General features: G+C 68.9%; 15 protein-coding genes and 1 pseudogene. 10 read left to right on the forward strand and 6 right to left on the reverse strand.

Annotation, left to right across the window (positions count from 1 at the left end):
- Nucleotides 1-22: 22 nt before the first annotated feature.
- Nucleotides 23-661, forward strand: a pseudogene (locus TU31_RS09830) (histidine phosphatase family protein); the annotation flags it as partial.
- Nucleotides 662-706: 45 nt separating this feature from the next.
- On the opposite strand, the gene TU31_RS09835 reads toward TU31_RS09830, so the two are convergent.
- The 5 genes from TU31_RS09835 to TU31_RS37925 form a co-directional block, all read right to left on the reverse strand.
- On the reverse strand, nucleotides 707-2,068 hold the full coding sequence (locus tag TU31_RS09835; protein ID WP_042152276.1) for an aldehyde dehydrogenase family protein: 1,362 nt from the start codon (nucleotides 2,066-2,068) through the stop codon (nucleotides 707-709).
- The gene (locus TU31_RS09840; protein ID WP_042152278.1) at nucleotides 2,068-3,126 is read right to left on the reverse strand and encodes an AMP-binding protein; all 1,059 of its coding nucleotides are present in this window, start codon (nucleotides 3,124-3,126) and stop codon (nucleotides 2,068-2,070) included. The genes TU31_RS09835 and TU31_RS09840 overlap by 1 nt, the downstream gene beginning before the upstream one ends.
- A gap of 92 nt (nucleotides 3,127-3,218) precedes the next feature.
- On the reverse strand, nucleotides 3,219-4,331 hold the full coding sequence (locus TU31_RS09845; RefSeq protein WP_042152281.1) for an NAD(P)/FAD-dependent oxidoreductase: 1,113 nt from the start codon (nucleotides 4,329-4,331) through the stop codon (nucleotides 3,219-3,221).
- Nucleotides 4,328-5,293, reverse strand: coding sequence for a cucumopine synthase-related protein (locus tag TU31_RS09850; protein ID WP_042152284.1), 966 nt, complete (start codon nucleotides 5,291-5,293; stop codon nucleotides 4,328-4,330). Before TU31_RS09850 ends, TU31_RS09845 begins: the two co-directional genes overlap by 4 nt.
- 1,033 nt (nucleotides 5,294-6,326) lie before the next feature.
- Entirely contained in the window at nucleotides 6,327-6,695 is a 369-nt protein-coding gene (locus TU31_RS37925) for a lantibiotic dehydratase (RefSeq protein ID WP_107070659.1), read from the reverse strand.
- A 66-nt stretch (nucleotides 6,696-6,761) separates the two neighbouring features.
- Between TU31_RS37925 and TU31_RS38510 the strand changes: the two genes are divergently transcribed.
- The 9 genes from TU31_RS38510 (at nucleotide 6,762) to TU31_RS09895 (ending at nucleotide 14,008) form a co-directional block, all read left to right on the forward strand.
- Nucleotides 6,762-6,983, forward strand: coding sequence for a DUF7489 domain-containing protein (locus TU31_RS38510; protein WP_042152287.1), 222 nt, complete (start codon nucleotides 6,762-6,764; stop codon nucleotides 6,981-6,983).
- Between the two features lie 178 nt (nucleotides 6,984-7,161).
- Nucleotides 7,162-7,902: a class I SAM-dependent DNA methyltransferase gene (locus tag TU31_RS09860; protein ID WP_042152289.1), complete on the forward strand. Its 741-nt coding sequence runs from the start codon at nucleotides 7,162-7,164 to the stop codon at nucleotides 7,900-7,902.
- A 539-nt stretch (nucleotides 7,903-8,441) separates the two neighbouring features.
- Nucleotides 8,442-9,266, forward strand: coding sequence for a HipA family kinase (locus TU31_RS09865; RefSeq protein ID WP_042152292.1), 825 nt, complete (start codon nucleotides 8,442-8,444; stop codon nucleotides 9,264-9,266).
- Entirely contained in the window at nucleotides 9,227-9,658 is a 432-nt protein-coding gene (locus TU31_RS09870) for a DUF3037 domain-containing protein (RefSeq protein WP_042153671.1), read from the forward strand. Before TU31_RS09865 ends, TU31_RS09870 begins: the two co-directional genes overlap by 40 nt.
- Before the next feature lie 243 nt (nucleotides 9,659-9,901).
- Nucleotides 9,902-10,663: a 3-oxoacyl-ACP reductase FabG gene (fabG, locus tag TU31_RS09875; protein ID WP_042152294.1), complete on the forward strand. Its 762-nt coding sequence runs from the start codon at nucleotides 9,902-9,904 to the stop codon at nucleotides 10,661-10,663.
- Between the two features lie 29 nt (nucleotides 10,664-10,692).
- Entirely contained in the window at nucleotides 10,693-11,463 is a 771-nt protein-coding gene (locus tag TU31_RS09880) for an SDR family oxidoreductase (RefSeq protein ID WP_042152297.1), read from the forward strand.
- Between the two features lie 121 nt (nucleotides 11,464-11,584).
- Complete coding sequence (locus tag TU31_RS09885) at nucleotides 11,585-12,550, forward strand: aldo/keto reductase (RefSeq protein ID WP_042152300.1); 966 nt, start codon at nucleotides 11,585-11,587, stop codon at nucleotides 12,548-12,550.
- Between the two features lie 123 nt (nucleotides 12,551-12,673).
- Nucleotides 12,674-13,342, forward strand: a complete 669-nt coding sequence (locus tag TU31_RS09890) for a uracil-DNA glycosylase (protein WP_042153675.1) — start codon at nucleotides 12,674-12,676, stop codon at nucleotides 13,340-13,342.
- A gap of 126 nt (nucleotides 13,343-13,468) precedes the next feature.
- A complete protein-coding gene (locus tag TU31_RS09895; protein WP_078885673.1) occupies nucleotides 13,469-14,008 on the forward strand; it encodes a hypothetical protein in 540 nt (179 codons plus the stop codon).
- Between the two features lie 38 nt (nucleotides 14,009-14,046).
- On the opposite strand, the gene TU31_RS09900 is transcribed toward TU31_RS09895, so the two are convergent.
- On the reverse strand, nucleotides 14,047-14,682 hold the full coding sequence (locus TU31_RS09900; RefSeq protein WP_042152306.1) for a TetR/AcrR family transcriptional regulator: 636 nt from the start codon (nucleotides 14,680-14,682) through the stop codon (nucleotides 14,047-14,049).
- Nucleotides 14,683-14,719: the final 37 nt, after the last annotated feature.

Consider the following 14,719-nt stretch of genomic DNA (forward strand, 5'->3'; position numbering starts at 1 on the left):
CGGCATGAATATCGCGCTCGCCGACCAGGGAAGCCCCACGACCCTTGTGCTGCTACGCCACGGTGAGACGGCATTGACACCGGAGAAGCGGTTGTCGGGCAGCGGCGGCTCCGATCCGGCGTTGTCGGAGACCGGGCGACGGCAGGCCGAAGCCGCCGCGAGGATGCTCGTGGCACGCGGCGCGGTGCAGGCGGTGGTGTCCTCACCGCTGCGCCGGGCCCACCAGACGGCCGAGACGGCGGCACGACTGCTGGGCCTGGAAGTCCAAGTCGACGAAGGGCTCACCGAGGCGGATTTTGGTGTCTGGGAGGGACTTACGTTCGCCGAGGTGCGCGAGCGCTACCCGGACGAGCTGGCAGCGTGGCGCGCCTCCCCGGCGGCGGTGCCGGGCGGAACCGGGGAGACATTCACCGCGGTGGCGCGCCGGGCCGCGCTCTCGCGGGACCGGCTCCTGGCGCGGTACCAGGGGCAGACGGTGTTGGTCGTTTCGCATGTCGGGGTGTTGCGGACGCTGGTTCGGCTGGCGCTGGGCGCGCCGCCCGAGTCGCTGTTCCGGATGGAGCTGTCGGCGGCCTCGCTGTCGGCCGTGGCCTATGACGGGGAGGGGAATGCGTCGGTGCAACTGCTGAACGACACATCGCACCTGGCGGACCACCACTGACCTCGGCGGCCAATGGGGCGGTGCTCGGTACGGCACCCTCGTCGGTCAGCATCGAATCGTCTTGGTGCGCATGAGGAATTCAGCGAGGTAGCCGTCGTGCGGCAGTCCGTGTTCCATCCACGGCGTCGGATGGTCACCGACGTAGACGTTGGCGATGGTCGGCTCGGCCACCAATGCGTCGATCAGGCTCGCGTCGGTGGTGACGGCAGTGAGGACGAGGGTGTCGCGCAGTGGCCGGATCCCGGCGTCACGGTCCCACGGTGCAACCCACGCACAGGGGAAGCCCAATTCCATCCCGAGCTGTTCCGCGAACGGGCTGTCCAGCTGGTGCACCGCCGGCCGGAGCACCGCTGAACCATCGCCGAGATCGTCGACGATCCCGTCACCGCCGAGCCACGCCTTGGTGCCCGCTGCCCGCTGCCGCAGATACTCCTCCCACCGACGGGCGGGACCGACGGGCATCACGGGCAGGACTGCGCGTTCGTCCGTCGCGGGCAGGCTGGGCAGCGCGGCGAGGCGTTCGGCGATCGCCGCGGCCACGGGGGAGGGGTCGCCCTCGACCAGTACGCCGGTGGCGTTGACGCAACCGACGCCCCCACCACTGCTGATCGACTCCACGAGGGTGTCGACGATCGGCTCCCACTCGGTTTCAGCGGTGATGAGTATCTTGGAGCGCCCGGGACCCTGCGGCAGAATGCGTCCATCGCCCGCGTATTTGCCCACGACATCCGCACCGCCGTAGACCATTCCGAAGTCGGCGTACCGGAGGATGTCGTCGGCCACGTGGTGGTCGGTGGGCAGCAACGCGATTCCCTCGTCGCCGAAACCGGCGTCGCGCAGGGCAGTGATGAGCCGATGCGGGGTGAACGGCTCACGACGGGAGGGACGCACGGCAACGCGATAGCCGAGCGCGAGAGCATCGAACCAACCCTGGTGCACCGCGGGGTGATTGCCCGCCGCATGGACGGCGAACACCTCACCGCGCCGGGTCCACACCGCCGCACCGCCCCGGGCCCGGGGATCGCGCCATGAGCCGACCGCGGCGGCCGGCCGAGCGTTCTCCACGCTGTGGTGAATCCGCTCGGTGGCCCGCGCGATATCGTCGGTGGCATTGCGCACCACCGTGATCGGTATCCCGGTGACCGCGCTGACGGTGTGCTGGTATTCCTCCGGCGTCAGTCCCGCGATCGATTGCGTGGCGAATGCCCGGCCCGCCTGTGCGAACGCCGCGATCCGTGTGTCGACGGATAGCGCCGGCGCTCGGCGCAGGGCCTTTATCGCGCGGGTGATGTAGAGCGAGGGTGCGAGACTCAGTGCCGCGACCGGGTTTCCGGCGAGATCGCGAATGGTCTCCTGGCGCCGGGACCGGTAGGGGCCGCCGGGGCCGAGAACGTCCAGGGACAACATCAGTACACGCCCTCGATCACCTTCGTATCGCCGAAGGACGCCACGGGTGCGACGTCCGCGACCGCATCGCCGAAGCCGCCGTCCACCGGTGCGATCCGGGTTGCGTAGTCCCGCTCGATATTGTTGACCAGCAAGGCAGTTCGGCTCATGTGATGCACCACTATCTGCCCGCGCTCGCCGTACGGAACAACCCGGCCGGTGTCGGCGTCGACCACCCGGAACGTGGTGTACGGAGCGAAGGAGTCGAACACGCACGGCTCGTCGTCACCGAGGCCGGGCCGCTCCACCGATGTCCCCAGCATCATCGTGCCGCCGTACCCGCCGACGAACTTGGCGCTTCCGAATACCTCGTCGCGCAGCAGATCTCGGGTGTCAGCGTCCAGATGTGTACCGCCCCAGATGATTGCGCGAACCTTCCGGTTCACCAGCGCGACCAGATCATCGTGCTGCGCGAGGCGCTCCAGCATCGGCGGGGTGGCGAAGAGGACGCCCACATCCTGGCCGGCCAGAATGTAGCCGACCTGTTCGATGAGGTGATCGGTGTAGGCGTCGGCCACGTCCGTCCGCCCCTGCGCGAGCAGCTTCTTCACCCATCGCGGGTCCAGATCGATGCTGAAGTTCAGCCCACCCCGAGACATCGCGGTGTCGACCGCCATTGCTCCGACATTGTGCGGCCCGGTGGGAACCGCACTGAGCCAGTCGACATTTCGAGGTACGCCGTGAGCATCCAGTCGCTCACTGAACCATTCGACGTTGCGCCGCTGCCACTCCGCGGCGTACGGCACTCGCTTGGGCTGCCCTGTGGTACCGCCGCTTTCGTAGACGGCCGCCCCGTGCTCGTCACCGTAGCCACGGGGGATCAGCTCACGGACGCCGACATCGCGCAGCTCGTCCACCACATTGGGAAACAATCCGAGATCGTCAAAATCCCGCACATCCGTCAGCGGATCAAAGGCGAGGGTCTCGGCCCGTTTCAGCCAGAACGACGACCCGGTCTCCGGGCTGAAGTGCCACCGCATCATCTCCCGAACGAACTCTCCGCCAGTGTGCTCGACCATGGATTTCCCTCCCGAAAGAATTGAACAAATGCCTGGCAACTGCTACGTCGATGACGAAAATGCAGCCTTCGTCCGCCGCCTGGTGGACCGTCCTACCCGGCCTCGGCCGAACCACTGAGGCAGCGAGCGGTGGAGAGGCCTGCCGTGTCGATCCAGGATTTCTTGTCGAGCACGAGGTCTCGGATGATCTCTCCGGCGGCAGGCGCTTGGCACAGTCCCTGACCGGAGAATCCAGCCGCGTACAGGAACGGGCGGGAGCCATCGCGGCCGATGAAAGCCATCCCGTCCGGACTGACATCGAGGTCTCCGCTCCACCCGTTCTCGAGGCCGCTGTCGGCGAGGGTCGGGAAGGTCGTGCCGAGGTGGTGTGACACCCGTTGAAGCCAGGCCTGTCGGGTTTCGTTCGGAGCGGGGCGGCCCATCCCGACGAGAATGCGGTCTCCCCAGCTTCGAATGCGCAGGCTGGAGGGGTGCATGGTCATCGGCAGCGCGTTGCGCGGGGCACTACCGGGGGTGTCGGTCAGGAGCATTTCGACGGGGTATGTGGTCACAGGAAGGCGCACGCCGGCCATGGCGGCGACCGTTCCCGCCCAGGGGCCTGCCGCGCAGACGATGGTGTCGGCGCGGATGCTGCCCGCAGGCGTGTGGACCCGCCCGTCTGGCTCGATGCCGGTGACGGGTGTTTCCGTGCGCAGGAGGGCGCCGGCCTGCTGGGCGGCTATGGCATAGCCGCGCACGATCGCGGCGGGATCGCAGGCGTAGGCCTCGGGCGACCAGGCTGCCGCCAGGATGGTCCGCTCGTCGACCAGCGGGTTGAGCCGCGCTGCTTCAGCAGCGGTCACGAGTGCGACATCCACGCCAGCTGCCTGCTGGGCAGCTTGGGTGTGCCGGAAGTCCTGCACCTGGTGTTCGTCGGTGAACAGCACGAGTAAGCCGATGCGCTTCAAGCCGAGGTCGATTCCGGTCCGTTCGGTGAAGGCGTGGTAAGCCGTCAGGCTCCGGACGGCAAGACTGCTGATGAGAGCGTTGCCGGGAAAGTAGGTACGCACCACGCCCGCAGTGGTCCCGGACGATCCCGATCCGAGCGCGCCACGCTCCAGCAGGACGGTACCGATGCCTGCCTCGGCGAGCCGGCACGCTATGGAGTTGCCGATGACGCCCCCGCCGATGACGACGGCCTCCGTGCGTTCGGGGAGTTGGCTCATGACTGGACCGATTCCTTGGGGCGCAGTTGGCGCAGGTGATCTCCGGCGTCCCACGGGTACAGGTGCAGATTCCAGCCGCCCAAACAGTTGACGTAGAGGGCCAGTTGGCCCACCACACTCAGGAAATCGTCGCGATCGAGCTGGTCGAGGCAGGTCAGGAAGCGCTGGGTGAAACTCCACAGCTGTTCCAGGCCGCAGTAACCCAGAAACTCGGCCGGAATGCCGACCAGCAGGCGCGCCATGTGACGCAATGAATCCATCGGCATGCCCTGGACCGCGGCCCGGACCAGACCACCGTAGGTGGCATACCCCAGCGGGCGGGTCTCACCGTTGACGAACAACAGAGTGGGTAACACCGTCTCAAAACTCCCTGCCCCGGACGGGATCACCCCCTCGTGGAGATCAGCGAGCTCCTGTGGTGCCGACAGCCAAGCCCGCTCGGTCGCGGTGTACACGTCGTGGATGAGACGGCTCGCGTCGGGATCTGCGGCGGTCAATTGCGGAATACGGTGGCCGCCTTCGGTACCCGCCTTGCGGACCTCCGCCAGGATCGGCTTCTTCGTCGAATAGACCGAATCCCAGATCGCCTTCCCGGCCTCCAGCAGTGCGGGCATATCCTCCTGCCGGATCCGGCCCACCGGGGACGCCGGCATCGGTTCGGTCAACGTGCCGTACTTGATGCCTAAATGCTGTAGCGCGGAGCAGAATACGGTCCCGTCGGGCGCCTCGCGTCGATCTGCGATCCGCGTAGACGCGGACAGATGCAGCAGCGACGGTATCGGCGCCGCGTGATATAGATGCTGTCCCGCCACCAGTGCGTGACCCTGGAGACTCTGGTAGGGCAACGCCTCCCACAGTGCGTCGGCGAGTTCAGTGTTGCGACCGTCGAGTTCCGCGGTCACGGTGATACCCAGGTCGGGCCAGGCGATCTCGATATGCCGACCGGAAAACGTTTCAGTCAAGACTTTCCCCTTCGTTCAGTGAGATGTCGCCGCTGACTCATAGGGCTCAGTGAGCAGATCTCATCTACGTCCTTGCGAGTGAGGGCTGTTGCTGTTGCGGGTTGATGGCGAGGAGCGCATGCAGCAGGGCGGTGACCCGTCCGGGACTGATGCGGATTTTGTGCAGCACGCGGCCAGCTCTTGAGCTGGGTGAAGGACCGCTTTTTTTTGCGGGAACTCGCAGGCGTGCGAGGGCGGTATTGTCCGGCTTCTCCCAGCCGTTGCGGGGCTGCCTCGGTGGCCAGGCTGGTGCAGCGTCAGGCGGACATCACGGCGCCGTCCAGCAGCAGGCGCCGCGTTTCCCCGAGGCGGCGAGGGCGTCGGCCAGGCACGGGGGCCGGCGCGGCGAGGGCATCGATGCCCTCATTGACGTAGCGGTTGCGGCGGGCGGTCTCACGAGCACCTGGCCCCACGGCGCCAGGGCCCGCCCCAGATACCGCCCGCGTCATCCCTTCGGGCGGCGGTCATGTTCTTTCGTCGGGAACGATGAGATTCGCTCAGTCGCATGCCGGGAATTCAGCTGGTCAGCGACACGCTTCATTAGCCATTTATGCTGCTCGGGAATGGGCGTGAAAATTTTTCTAGCCCTGCATAAATGGCAGGCTCTACGCAATTTTTAGCAAAACTTTCAAGGATATTGTCGCGCATGCCGGCATCACAAGTCATGCCGAAATGCCGTACCCCAGATTGCCTGGGGATATCTTTACGTGATCACCTCTTCGGTGCGTCGAGGGAAGAGTAAGCACTTCAACGGCTATGCGGTGATGCGCAGGCCCGCTGATGAAACCGTGTACCCCGTGAAGGTAAGCCTCGTTTGTTATAGAGATATCCACTAACAGTAACTGGATTACTAACTTGCAGCTGCCAACCGAACCGGTCTAACAAGCATCCCCCAAGCTGCCGAGGTCTTTTTAAGTGATGCCGTGTCGCAATTAGAGAATACATGTCAGGATCAACTGGTCAACCCTTCGCATCGAATTCGACTCAAGGTGGCTCATGCAGCGCTGGTGGATGTGTGGCAGCCGTCCGGCAGGCCGATGCCGGTGACCGGGTAGGTGCACTCCAATAGCGGGACCAGCATGTGCGGCCCGTAGTGCTCCAGGACGCGGTGGCGGTAGGTCCGCCAGGCGGGGGCGCCGTGGAACATCTCCAGCGCCGCTCCTATCCGCACGCTCGCGGCCGGAAACCCCTCGCCCCCACCGGCGAACAGGCCGGCATCGTAGCGCCGAGGTGACGGCAGCCCCAGGCTGCTGGGGTTGGGGTCGCGTGAGTACGGAAGGCCGACCCTGGTTCCCGTGGAGCCGCTACTTGGCGGAGCTGTGTTCATGGACGGCGTCGACGGGGCCACCACCTGGCAGGACATATGTCATCCCCAGGAGGCGACTCATGGCCCTGCCGGGCGGCCGCCGCCCCTCGTAGGCTTCGCATCATGTTCAAATCTCGCAAAGTTGGACGAGATGACTCCTGGGAAGGCATCGTCATCAAGAGATCCCGGGGCATGCTCGACGGCTCGAATATGTACCACTTCGTCGAGGTCCGCCTTGCCGACGGCGAAGCGGTGAAGGTCCGGATCAGCCGCCGGCTCTGGAAGGCGATCGCGGTCGACGATCGGATCGTCAAGCGGCCGGGCGCCGACCCGGTCAGGGGGTAGCGATGACCTGAATCATCGGCTGCTCGTGGGGTACGGCGGCGCGTCGGACCTCGACAGGCTGAACCCGGCCCGGGTGCGCCGGGCTGCTGCGGGTGCGGTCGCTCACCGCTACCGACTCGGGCGGGATCTCATCGGCGACAGTCGACAGCGCCCTCAAGACCCGGCACAGTGGCTGCCCGTGACGAGCAGTGAGCTGTGGACCCGTGCGACCGCCGACCGCTATGACGCCGAGGAGAGCGAGATGTCCTCGGCCGCCGTTCTCGAACCGACCCTCACCTTCCTCGCCGAGCTCGCCGGAGAGGGCCGGGCACTGGAGTTCGCCATCGGAACCGGACGAGTGGGCGTTCCGCTCCGGGAACGCGGCGTACCGGTGGTGGGCATCGAGCTGTCCGAGCACATGGCAGCGGTCCTGCGGCGCAAGATCGACGAGGACGCGCTCCCGGTGGCCATCGGGGACATGGCCACCACTGTCGTCCCCGGCGAGTTCACCCTGGTCTATCTCGTCTACAACACCATCACCAACCTGCTCACGCAGGACGAGCAGGTCGAGTGCTTCCGCAACGCGGCACGTCATCTGGGGCCCGGCGGCCGATTCGTCATCGAGCTGGGCGTGCCGCCGCTGCGGTGGCTGCCGCCCGGCCAGGTCGCGGTGCCGTTCGACGTCTCGGAGCAACATCTCGGCTTTGACACCTTCGACCTGGTAGAGCAGATTCTCGTCTCGCACCACTTCACCCGCGACGGCGACGATGGCCACTACCGCCGCGGCAACTCCCGGCACCGGTATGCCTGGCCGGCGGAGCTCGACCTGATGGCCCGGATCGCCGGGCTCGAGCTGGAGCGTCGCGTCGCGGGCTGGGACGGGGCGCCGTTCACCCAGGACTCCGCGAAGCACGTCTCCGTATGGCGCAAGCCCACCTGAGGCCGACCACCGGGCCGAGGGTCCCTGGAACATCAGGTCCGGATGCCGCTTGCGTCCGGGATGCCGGGCCCGGCGCTCGGCCTCGGGGAGCAGCGGCTCCAATAATGCCGTGGCCGCGCACACGCGGAATGCGCATACTGGGAAACCGTGGCGTTGGCCGGGGCCGGCATCATCCCGCCGCGCGCCAAGGGGCAAGACCCTGGCAGTGGGAGGCGGCTCCGGGGGACGGTTTTCACGTGCTGCGGCACACCTCCGTGGTGATCGTGCTGGAGGCGGGGGAGTCGGTGGTGACGCCGGCGCGATGGCTCGGGCGCTTCTCGCCGACTGTCACGCTTAGTCACTATGCTCACTTCAGGCCCGGAGGCAGGAAGCAAGGGCCGCACGGTCATTGACGGACTGCTGGGGAGGCAGGGAGACGAGCGTGCCGGTCGAAACTCCCCAGAACCTCCCCCAGGGCTGATCGAGGCCGACTTTCTCCCTCGCGCTTGCCCGCCATTAGTCATCGATTGCAAGGTTCACGACTCGGATTGCCTGGGAATATGCTGCCAGAAGTCACCGCGACTCGTTATGTCACGCCCTTGCGTGAGGGCGGGTCGCTGCCGGGGATCGTCGAGGGCGACGATCTCGGCACCTACATCATGAAGTTCACCGGTGCCGGGCAGGGGCGCAAGACGCTCGTGGCCGAGATCATTTGCGGGCAGCTGGGGCGCCGGCTCGGGCTGCGGGTGCCGGAGCTGGTGCAGATGCAGCTCGACCCCGTCATCGGGCTGAGCGAGCCCGACCAGGAGGTTCAGGAGCTGCTGAAGAGCAGTGGTGGGCTCAATCTGGGGATGGATTACCTTCCCGGATCGCTGGGTTTCGACCCGCTGGCCTTCGAGGTGAGTGCCCGCGAGGCGGGGCGTGTGGTGTGGTTCGACGCGCTGATCAACAACGTCGACCGGTCCTGGCGCAACCCCAACCTGCTGGTGTGGCACGGCGAATTGTGGCTGATCGACCATGGTGCGGCGATGATCTGGCACCACAACTGGCCCACCGCGGAGAAGGCTTCGGCGCGCCCGTACAACGCCTCGGATCATGTGCTCGCCACCTTCGGGCCGGACGTCGCCGCGGCCGGCGAGGAGTTCGCGCCACAGATCACCGAAGAGCTGCTGACCGAGATCGCGGCGGATGTCCCGGACGAATGGCTGGCCGACGAGCCGGGCTTTGACTCCCCGGACGTGCTGCGCCAGGCGTATGTGCGCACGCTGCTGGCCCGGGCCCGGACGGTCAGTGAGCACATCACCCTCGGGGAGCCCTCCGGGGACAAGCCCTCGCAAGCACCGGAATGGCTGGCGGCGAAGCTGCCGCGGAGGGCAGTGAAGTGACCGGACTGCACAACGGCCGCGACGTCTTCGAGTACGCCCTGCTGAAGGTCGTACCCCGGGTGGAGCGCGGCGAGATGATCAATGCCGGGGTGGTCGTGTACTGCAGTGCCCGGCGCTTCGTCGAGGCCAGGACCTATCTGGACGAGGCCCGGCTGCTGGCCCTTGACCCCACGGTCGATGTGGCCGGTGTACGGGCCGCGCTCGGCGCCGTCGAGGGGATCTGTGAGGGGGGCGAGCGGGCCGGACAGGCCGCGGGGGATGACGCGGGACGCCGTTTCCGCTGGCTGATCGCCCCGCGCAGCACCATCGTGCAGCCGGGCCCGGTGCACACCGGTCTGACCGCCGATCCCGCCGCCGAGGCCGAGCGGCTGGTGGAGCTGCTGGTGCGCTGAGGAGCACCGGATCGCTGTTCGGGCGCCCGGCACCGCCTTCCGGCGGGCCGGGCGCTTCGTCATGGAGTGCCCGGGCCCGGCCCGGTCTCACAGGTGGGGTGGGCAACGGCGCGGTGGTGGGGCGTTGACAGCGGGTGGCCGGGCTTCTAGCGTCAGCCCTGCTCAGGCTACTAAGCGGTTGCTCACCCACGGGATCGGTGCGGCGGACCGCTTGTCGAGGTTTCGAGGGTGAGGAGAACCCGCATGTCCACCACCGAGCAGCGCGTCGCCATCGTCACGGGCGCGGCCCGCGGTATCGGCGCGGCCACCGCCGTACGCCTGGCCGCCGAGGGCCGTGCCGTCGCCGTACTCGACCTCGACGAGGCGGCCTGCAAGGACACCGTCGAGAAGATCACCGCGGCCGGTGGCAAGGCCATCGCGGTCGGCTGTGACGTCTCGGACGCCGAGCAGGTCGAGACGGCGGTCGCCCGGGTCGTCTCCGAGCTCGGTGCGCCGACCGTCCTCGTCAACAACGCCGGTGTGCTCCGCGACAACCTGCTGTTCAAGATGAGCGAGAGTGACTGGGACACGGTCATGAACGTGCATCTGCGCGGCGCGTTCCTGATGTCCCGCGCCTGCCAGAAGCACATGGTGGACGCCAAGTTCGGGCGGATCGTCAACCTCTCCTCCAGTTCGGCGCTCGGCAACCGCGGACAGGTCAACTACTCGGCGGCCAAGGCCGGTCTCCAGGGCTTCACCAAGACCCTCGCCTTCGAACTCGGCAAGTTCGGCGTCACCGCCAACGCCGTCGCCCCCGGCTTCATCGTCACCGACATGACGGCCGCCACCGCCGAGCGCGTCGGTATGGGCTTCGAGGAGTTCCAGGCCGCGGCCGCCACCCAGATCCCCGTGCAGCGCGTGGGCCGGCCGGACGACATCGCCAACGCGATCGCCTTCTTCACCGGCGACGCGGCCGGCTTCGTCTCCGGCCAGGTCATGTACGTCGCCGGCGGCCCGCTCAACTGACCGCCCCACCGACCTCAGGAGTTTCGGACATGACCGAGCAGGACAGCGGGCTCCCCGAGCCCACCGGCAAGGTGGCACTGGTCACCGGCGCCAGCCGCGGTATCGGCTACGGCATCGCCGAGGCCCTGGTGGCCCGCGGCGACCGGGTCGTCATCACCGGCCGCAACGAGGACGCCCTCAAGGAGGCTGCCGAGAAGCTGGGCGCCGACCGGGTGCTCGGTGTCGCCGGCAAGGCACACGACGAGGCCCATCAGGCCGTGGCCGTCGAGCGCGCCATGGAGACCTTCGGCCGCGTGGACTACCTCGTCAACAACGCCGGGACGAACCCGGTGTTCGGCCCCATCGCCGACCTCGACCTGGGCGTCGCCCGCAAGGTGTTCGAGACCAACGTCGTCTCGGCGCTCGGCTTCGCGCAGCGCACCTGGCACGCCTGGCAGAAGGACAACGGCGGCGCGATCGTCAACATCGCCTCGATCGCCGGCCTCGCCCCCTCGCCCTTCATCGGCGCGTACGGGATCAGCAAGGCCGCGATGGTGAACCTGACGATGCAACTCGCCCACGAGTTCGCGCCGGGCGTGCGGGTCAACTCCATCGCGCCCGCGGTGGTCAAGACCAAGTTCGCGGCGGCGCTCTACGAGAACCGCGAGGAGGAGGCGGCGGCCGGCTACCCCTTGGCGCGGCTCGGCGTCCCGGAGGACATCGGTGGGGCCGCGGCCTTCCTGCTGTCCGACGCCTCGGGCTGGATCACCGGCCAGACGCTGGTCGTCGACGGCGGTCTGTTCCTCAACGCCGGGGCCTGACGGCACCGGGCGGGCCCGCGCGGCTTGCCTTGGTGTGCGCTCCAAGAGGCAGAGTCCGTGGTGCCGGTCCTCATCAGGGCCGGCACCACGCGCGTCAGCCGACCTGTCAGGGAGACATGCCATGCACTACCGCACGCTCGGCGGCGACCAGGGCCCCCGCATCAGCGCGATGTGTCTCGGGACGCTGCCGTTCGGCACCACCGTCGACGAGCCGACCGCTTTCGCCGTCCTGGACCGCTTCGCCGAGGCCGGCGGCACCTTCGTCGACACCGCGAACCACTACGGCTGCTGGATCCCCGGCGCCACCGGCGACGAGAGCGAGCTGCTGCTCGGCCGCTGGCTGCGCAGCCGGGGCGCGGCCGGCCGTACGGTCGTGGCCACCAAGGTCGGCGCCCGGCCCGACCCGGCCCGCGGCAGCGCATGGCCCGCCAATGCCGAGGGCCTGGGCCGGGCGGCCGTCCGTGCCGGGATCGACGGCAGTCTGCGCCGTCTGGGCACCGACCGGGTGGATCTCTACTACGCGCACCCGGAGGACCGCCACGTCCCCCTGGACGAGACCGTCGAGGCGCTGGCCGGCCTCGTCCAGGACGGCACCGTGGGGGCCCTCGGGGCCGGCGGTCACCGGACCTGGCGGCTCGCCGAGGCCCGGCACACCGCCGCCGGCCGCGGGCTGCCCGGCTTCCGCGCCGTACAGCAGCGGCACACCTATCTGCGGCCGCGCCGGGGCCTGCCGCCCGACATGCAGGGTGAGGCCGACGAGGAGCTCCTCGACTACGCGGCGGCACACCCCGGTCTGACGCTGACCGGCTATGGGACGCTGATGGCGGGTGCCTACTCCCGTACGGACAGACCGCTGCCGGAGCGCTACGACCATCCCGGCTCGGTGGCACGGCTGCGGGTGCTGGCGGAGGTCGCCGCGGAGTGCGGGGCCACGGTGAACCAGGTGGTGCTGGCGTGGCTGATGGGCGACGCGGTTCCCGTGGTGCCGGTGGTCGGCGTGAGCTCTGTGGCGCAGCTGGACGAATGTCTGGCGGCGCTCGATCTGCGGCTGGACGCCGTCCAGCGCGCCCGTCTCGACACCGCCTGAGGGGGTGGACCGCGGCTTCCGGGCCGTCCCGCCCGGCCCGCGGACGGCGTTGTCAGTGGTCGCCGGTAGGTTCGGGGACTGAGAACGCAACGCACACCGGAGGTTGTTGACGTGGTGACCGACATGCTGCCCGAGTCCTGGCGCGGGGTCCTCGGCGAGGAGTTGGAGAAGCCCTATTTCAAGGAGCTGACCGACTTCGTCGAGCAGGAGCGGGCCAATGGCCCGGTCTATCCGCCCCGCGAGCAGGTCTTCGCGGCGCTGGAGGCGACGCCTTACGACCAGGTGAAGGTGCTCATCCTGGGCCAGGACCCGTATCACGGTGCGGGGCAGGGCCATGGCCTGTGCTTCTCCGTGCAGCCCGGCGTGAAGACGCCGCCGTCGCTGCGGAACATCTACAAGGAGATGAAGGAGGAGCTGGGCCACCCGGTCCCGGACAACGGCTATCTGATGCCGTGGGCCCAGCAGGGTGTGCTGCTGCTGAACGCCGTCCTGACGGTCCGCGAGGCCGAGGCCAATTCCCACAAGGGCAAGGGGTGGGAGAAGGTCACCGACGCGGTGATCCGTGCGGTGGCCTCCCGGCCGGACCCGGCGGTCTTCGTGCTGTGGGGGAATTACGCCAAGAAGAAGCTGCCGCTGATCGACGAGGAGCGGCACGCCGTGGTGCAGGGCGCACACCCCTCCCCGCTGTCGGCGAAGAAGTTCTTCGGCTCCCGCCCCTTCACCCAGATCAACGCGGCGGTCGCCGCGCAGGGCCATGCCCCGATCGACTGGCGCATCCCTGACCTGGGCTGAGTCGGCGGGCCCGGGTGGCGGGTCGGACCACCCGGTGCGTCGCACACACCGCGCGCAGCTCCCGTCCGGCGGTTAGCGTCGAGGGAACGGGCCACCGATGGTGTGAGCGGATACGGGAGTGCAGTGGTGGAAGCGCGGCGGGAGGCGACGCCCGAGGACGGGGTGCTGACCCGGATCGGCCAGGCGATCATGCTGCATCGCGGCGGCGACCGGGAAGAGGCACGCAACCGTCTCTCGGCGCTGTGGCACGAGATCGGGCCGCACGGAGACGCCTTCCACCGCTGCACCCTCGCCCACTACATGGCCGACACCCAGGACGACCCCCGGGACGAACTCGACTGGGATCTCCGGGCCCTGGAGGCGGCCGAGGGCTTTGTCACCGAGCGGCCCGCGGGCTCCGCCGCCACGCCGGGGGAGTCCCGGGTGGCCGACGGCCCCGGCCCCCGCCACCCCCTCGTCGCGCTCCGCGCGTTCTTCCCCTCCCTGCATCTCAATATCGCGGCCGATTACGCCGCGCTCGACCGGCCGGCCGACGCCCGTGCCCAGCTGCGGCGCGCGAGGGCCTCGGTCAACGCCCTCGCCGACGGCGAATACCGCCAGGGCCTCCGGGACGCGATCGAACGGCTCCAGCTGCGGATCGACCGGGCGGCGGGGCACACGCCGTAGGGCGTGGCGCCGAGGGGCTCGGCCACCGCGGAGGCACCTCACCCCCGCAGCATCCCGTCGAGCAGCTCCGCGCAGGAGGTGCGCAGTGCGGCGCGGGTGGGGACGGCCGCGTGGAACTGCCCCGCGGTGCAGGAGAACAGGATCCCGTCGCACCAGGCCACCATGTTCATCGCATGCCGCTCGGGATCGGCGGACCCCGCCGCCGCCAGCATCGCCGCCATCGGCTCCCGGAAGGCCCGGCCGGCCCGGTCGTAGACCGCCCGCAGCTCGGGCCGGCGGGTGGCCTCCAGGGCCAGTTCGTACCGGGCGAGGAGCAGCTCACGGTGCCGGGAGAGGTAGCGGTGCAGCGCCAGCGAGAGCGCCTCGGCGACCGCCGCCCCGGTGTCCTCGGCCCCGGAGCCCGCCTCGGCCCGCGCCGCCGCGGGTCGCTCCCGCGCCGTCAGCACCGCCATCTCCCGCTCCGCCAGCCGCCGCACCGCGGCCTCCAGCAGGGCCGCCCGGGTGCGCGCGACATTCGAGGTGGAGCCCTGCGGCAGCCCGGCCTCCTCGTCCACGGCCCGGTGGGTCAGCCCGCGCATCCCGCGCTCGGCGAGCAGCGTCAGCGCCGCGTCGGCGATCAGCTCATGGCGGGGGACGGCGGCGGGTGCCGGGGTGCGGTCACTGCGGGCGTTCATACCGGGAGCCTAGCCGCCGACTACAGGTGTAGTCTCG

This window comes from Streptomyces lydicamycinicus (assembly GCF_000829715.2).
GTDB classification, from domain to species: domain Bacteria; phylum Actinomycetota; class Actinomycetes; order Streptomycetales; family Streptomycetaceae; genus Streptomyces; species Streptomyces lydicamycinicus.

Bases quoted from the DNA above. Each gene is read 5' to 3' on its own strand.
- TU31_RS09840 (WP_042152278.1), bottom strand. From the start codon at position 3,126: ATGGTCGAGCACACTGGCGGAGAGTTCGTTCGGGAGATGATGCGGTGG.
- TU31_RS09845 (WP_042152281.1), bottom strand. From the start codon at position 4,331: ATGAGCCAACTCCCCGAACGCACGGAGGCCGTCGTCATCGGCGGGGGC.
- TU31_RS09880 (WP_042152297.1), top strand. From the start codon at position 10,693: ATGACCGAGCAGGACAGCGGGCTCCCCGAGCCCACCGGCAAGGTGGCA.
- TU31_RS37925 (WP_107070659.1), bottom strand. From the start codon at position 6,695: ATGTCCTGCCAGGTGGTGGCCCCGTCGACGCCGTCCATGAACACAGCT.
- TU31_RS09900 (WP_042152306.1), bottom strand. From the start codon at position 14,682: ATGAACGCCCGCAGTGACCGCACCCCGGCACCCGCCGCCGTCCCCCGC.
- TU31_RS09890 (WP_042153675.1), top strand. From the start codon at position 12,674: ATGCTGCCCGAGTCCTGGCGCGGGGTCCTCGGCGAGGAGTTGGAGAAG.
- TU31_RS09870 (WP_042153671.1), top strand. From the start codon at position 9,227: ATGGCTGGCGGCGAAGCTGCCGCGGAGGGCAGTGAAGTGACCGGACTG.
- fabG (WP_042152294.1), top strand. From the start codon at position 9,902: ATGTCCACCACCGAGCAGCGCGTCGCCATCGTCACGGGCGCGGCCCGC.
- TU31_RS09835 (WP_042152276.1), bottom strand. From the start codon at position 2,068: ATGTTGTCCCTGGACGTTCTCGGCCCCGGCGGCCCCTACCGGTCCCGG.
- TU31_RS38510 (WP_042152287.1), top strand. From the start codon at position 6,762: ATGTTCAAATCTCGCAAAGTTGGACGAGATGACTCCTGGGAAGGCATC.
- TU31_RS09865 (WP_042152292.1), top strand. From the start codon at position 8,442: ATGCTGCCAGAAGTCACCGCGACTCGTTATGTCACGCCCTTGCGTGAG.
- TU31_RS09885 (WP_042152300.1), top strand. From the start codon at position 11,585: ATGCACTACCGCACGCTCGGCGGCGACCAGGGCCCCCGCATCAGCGCG.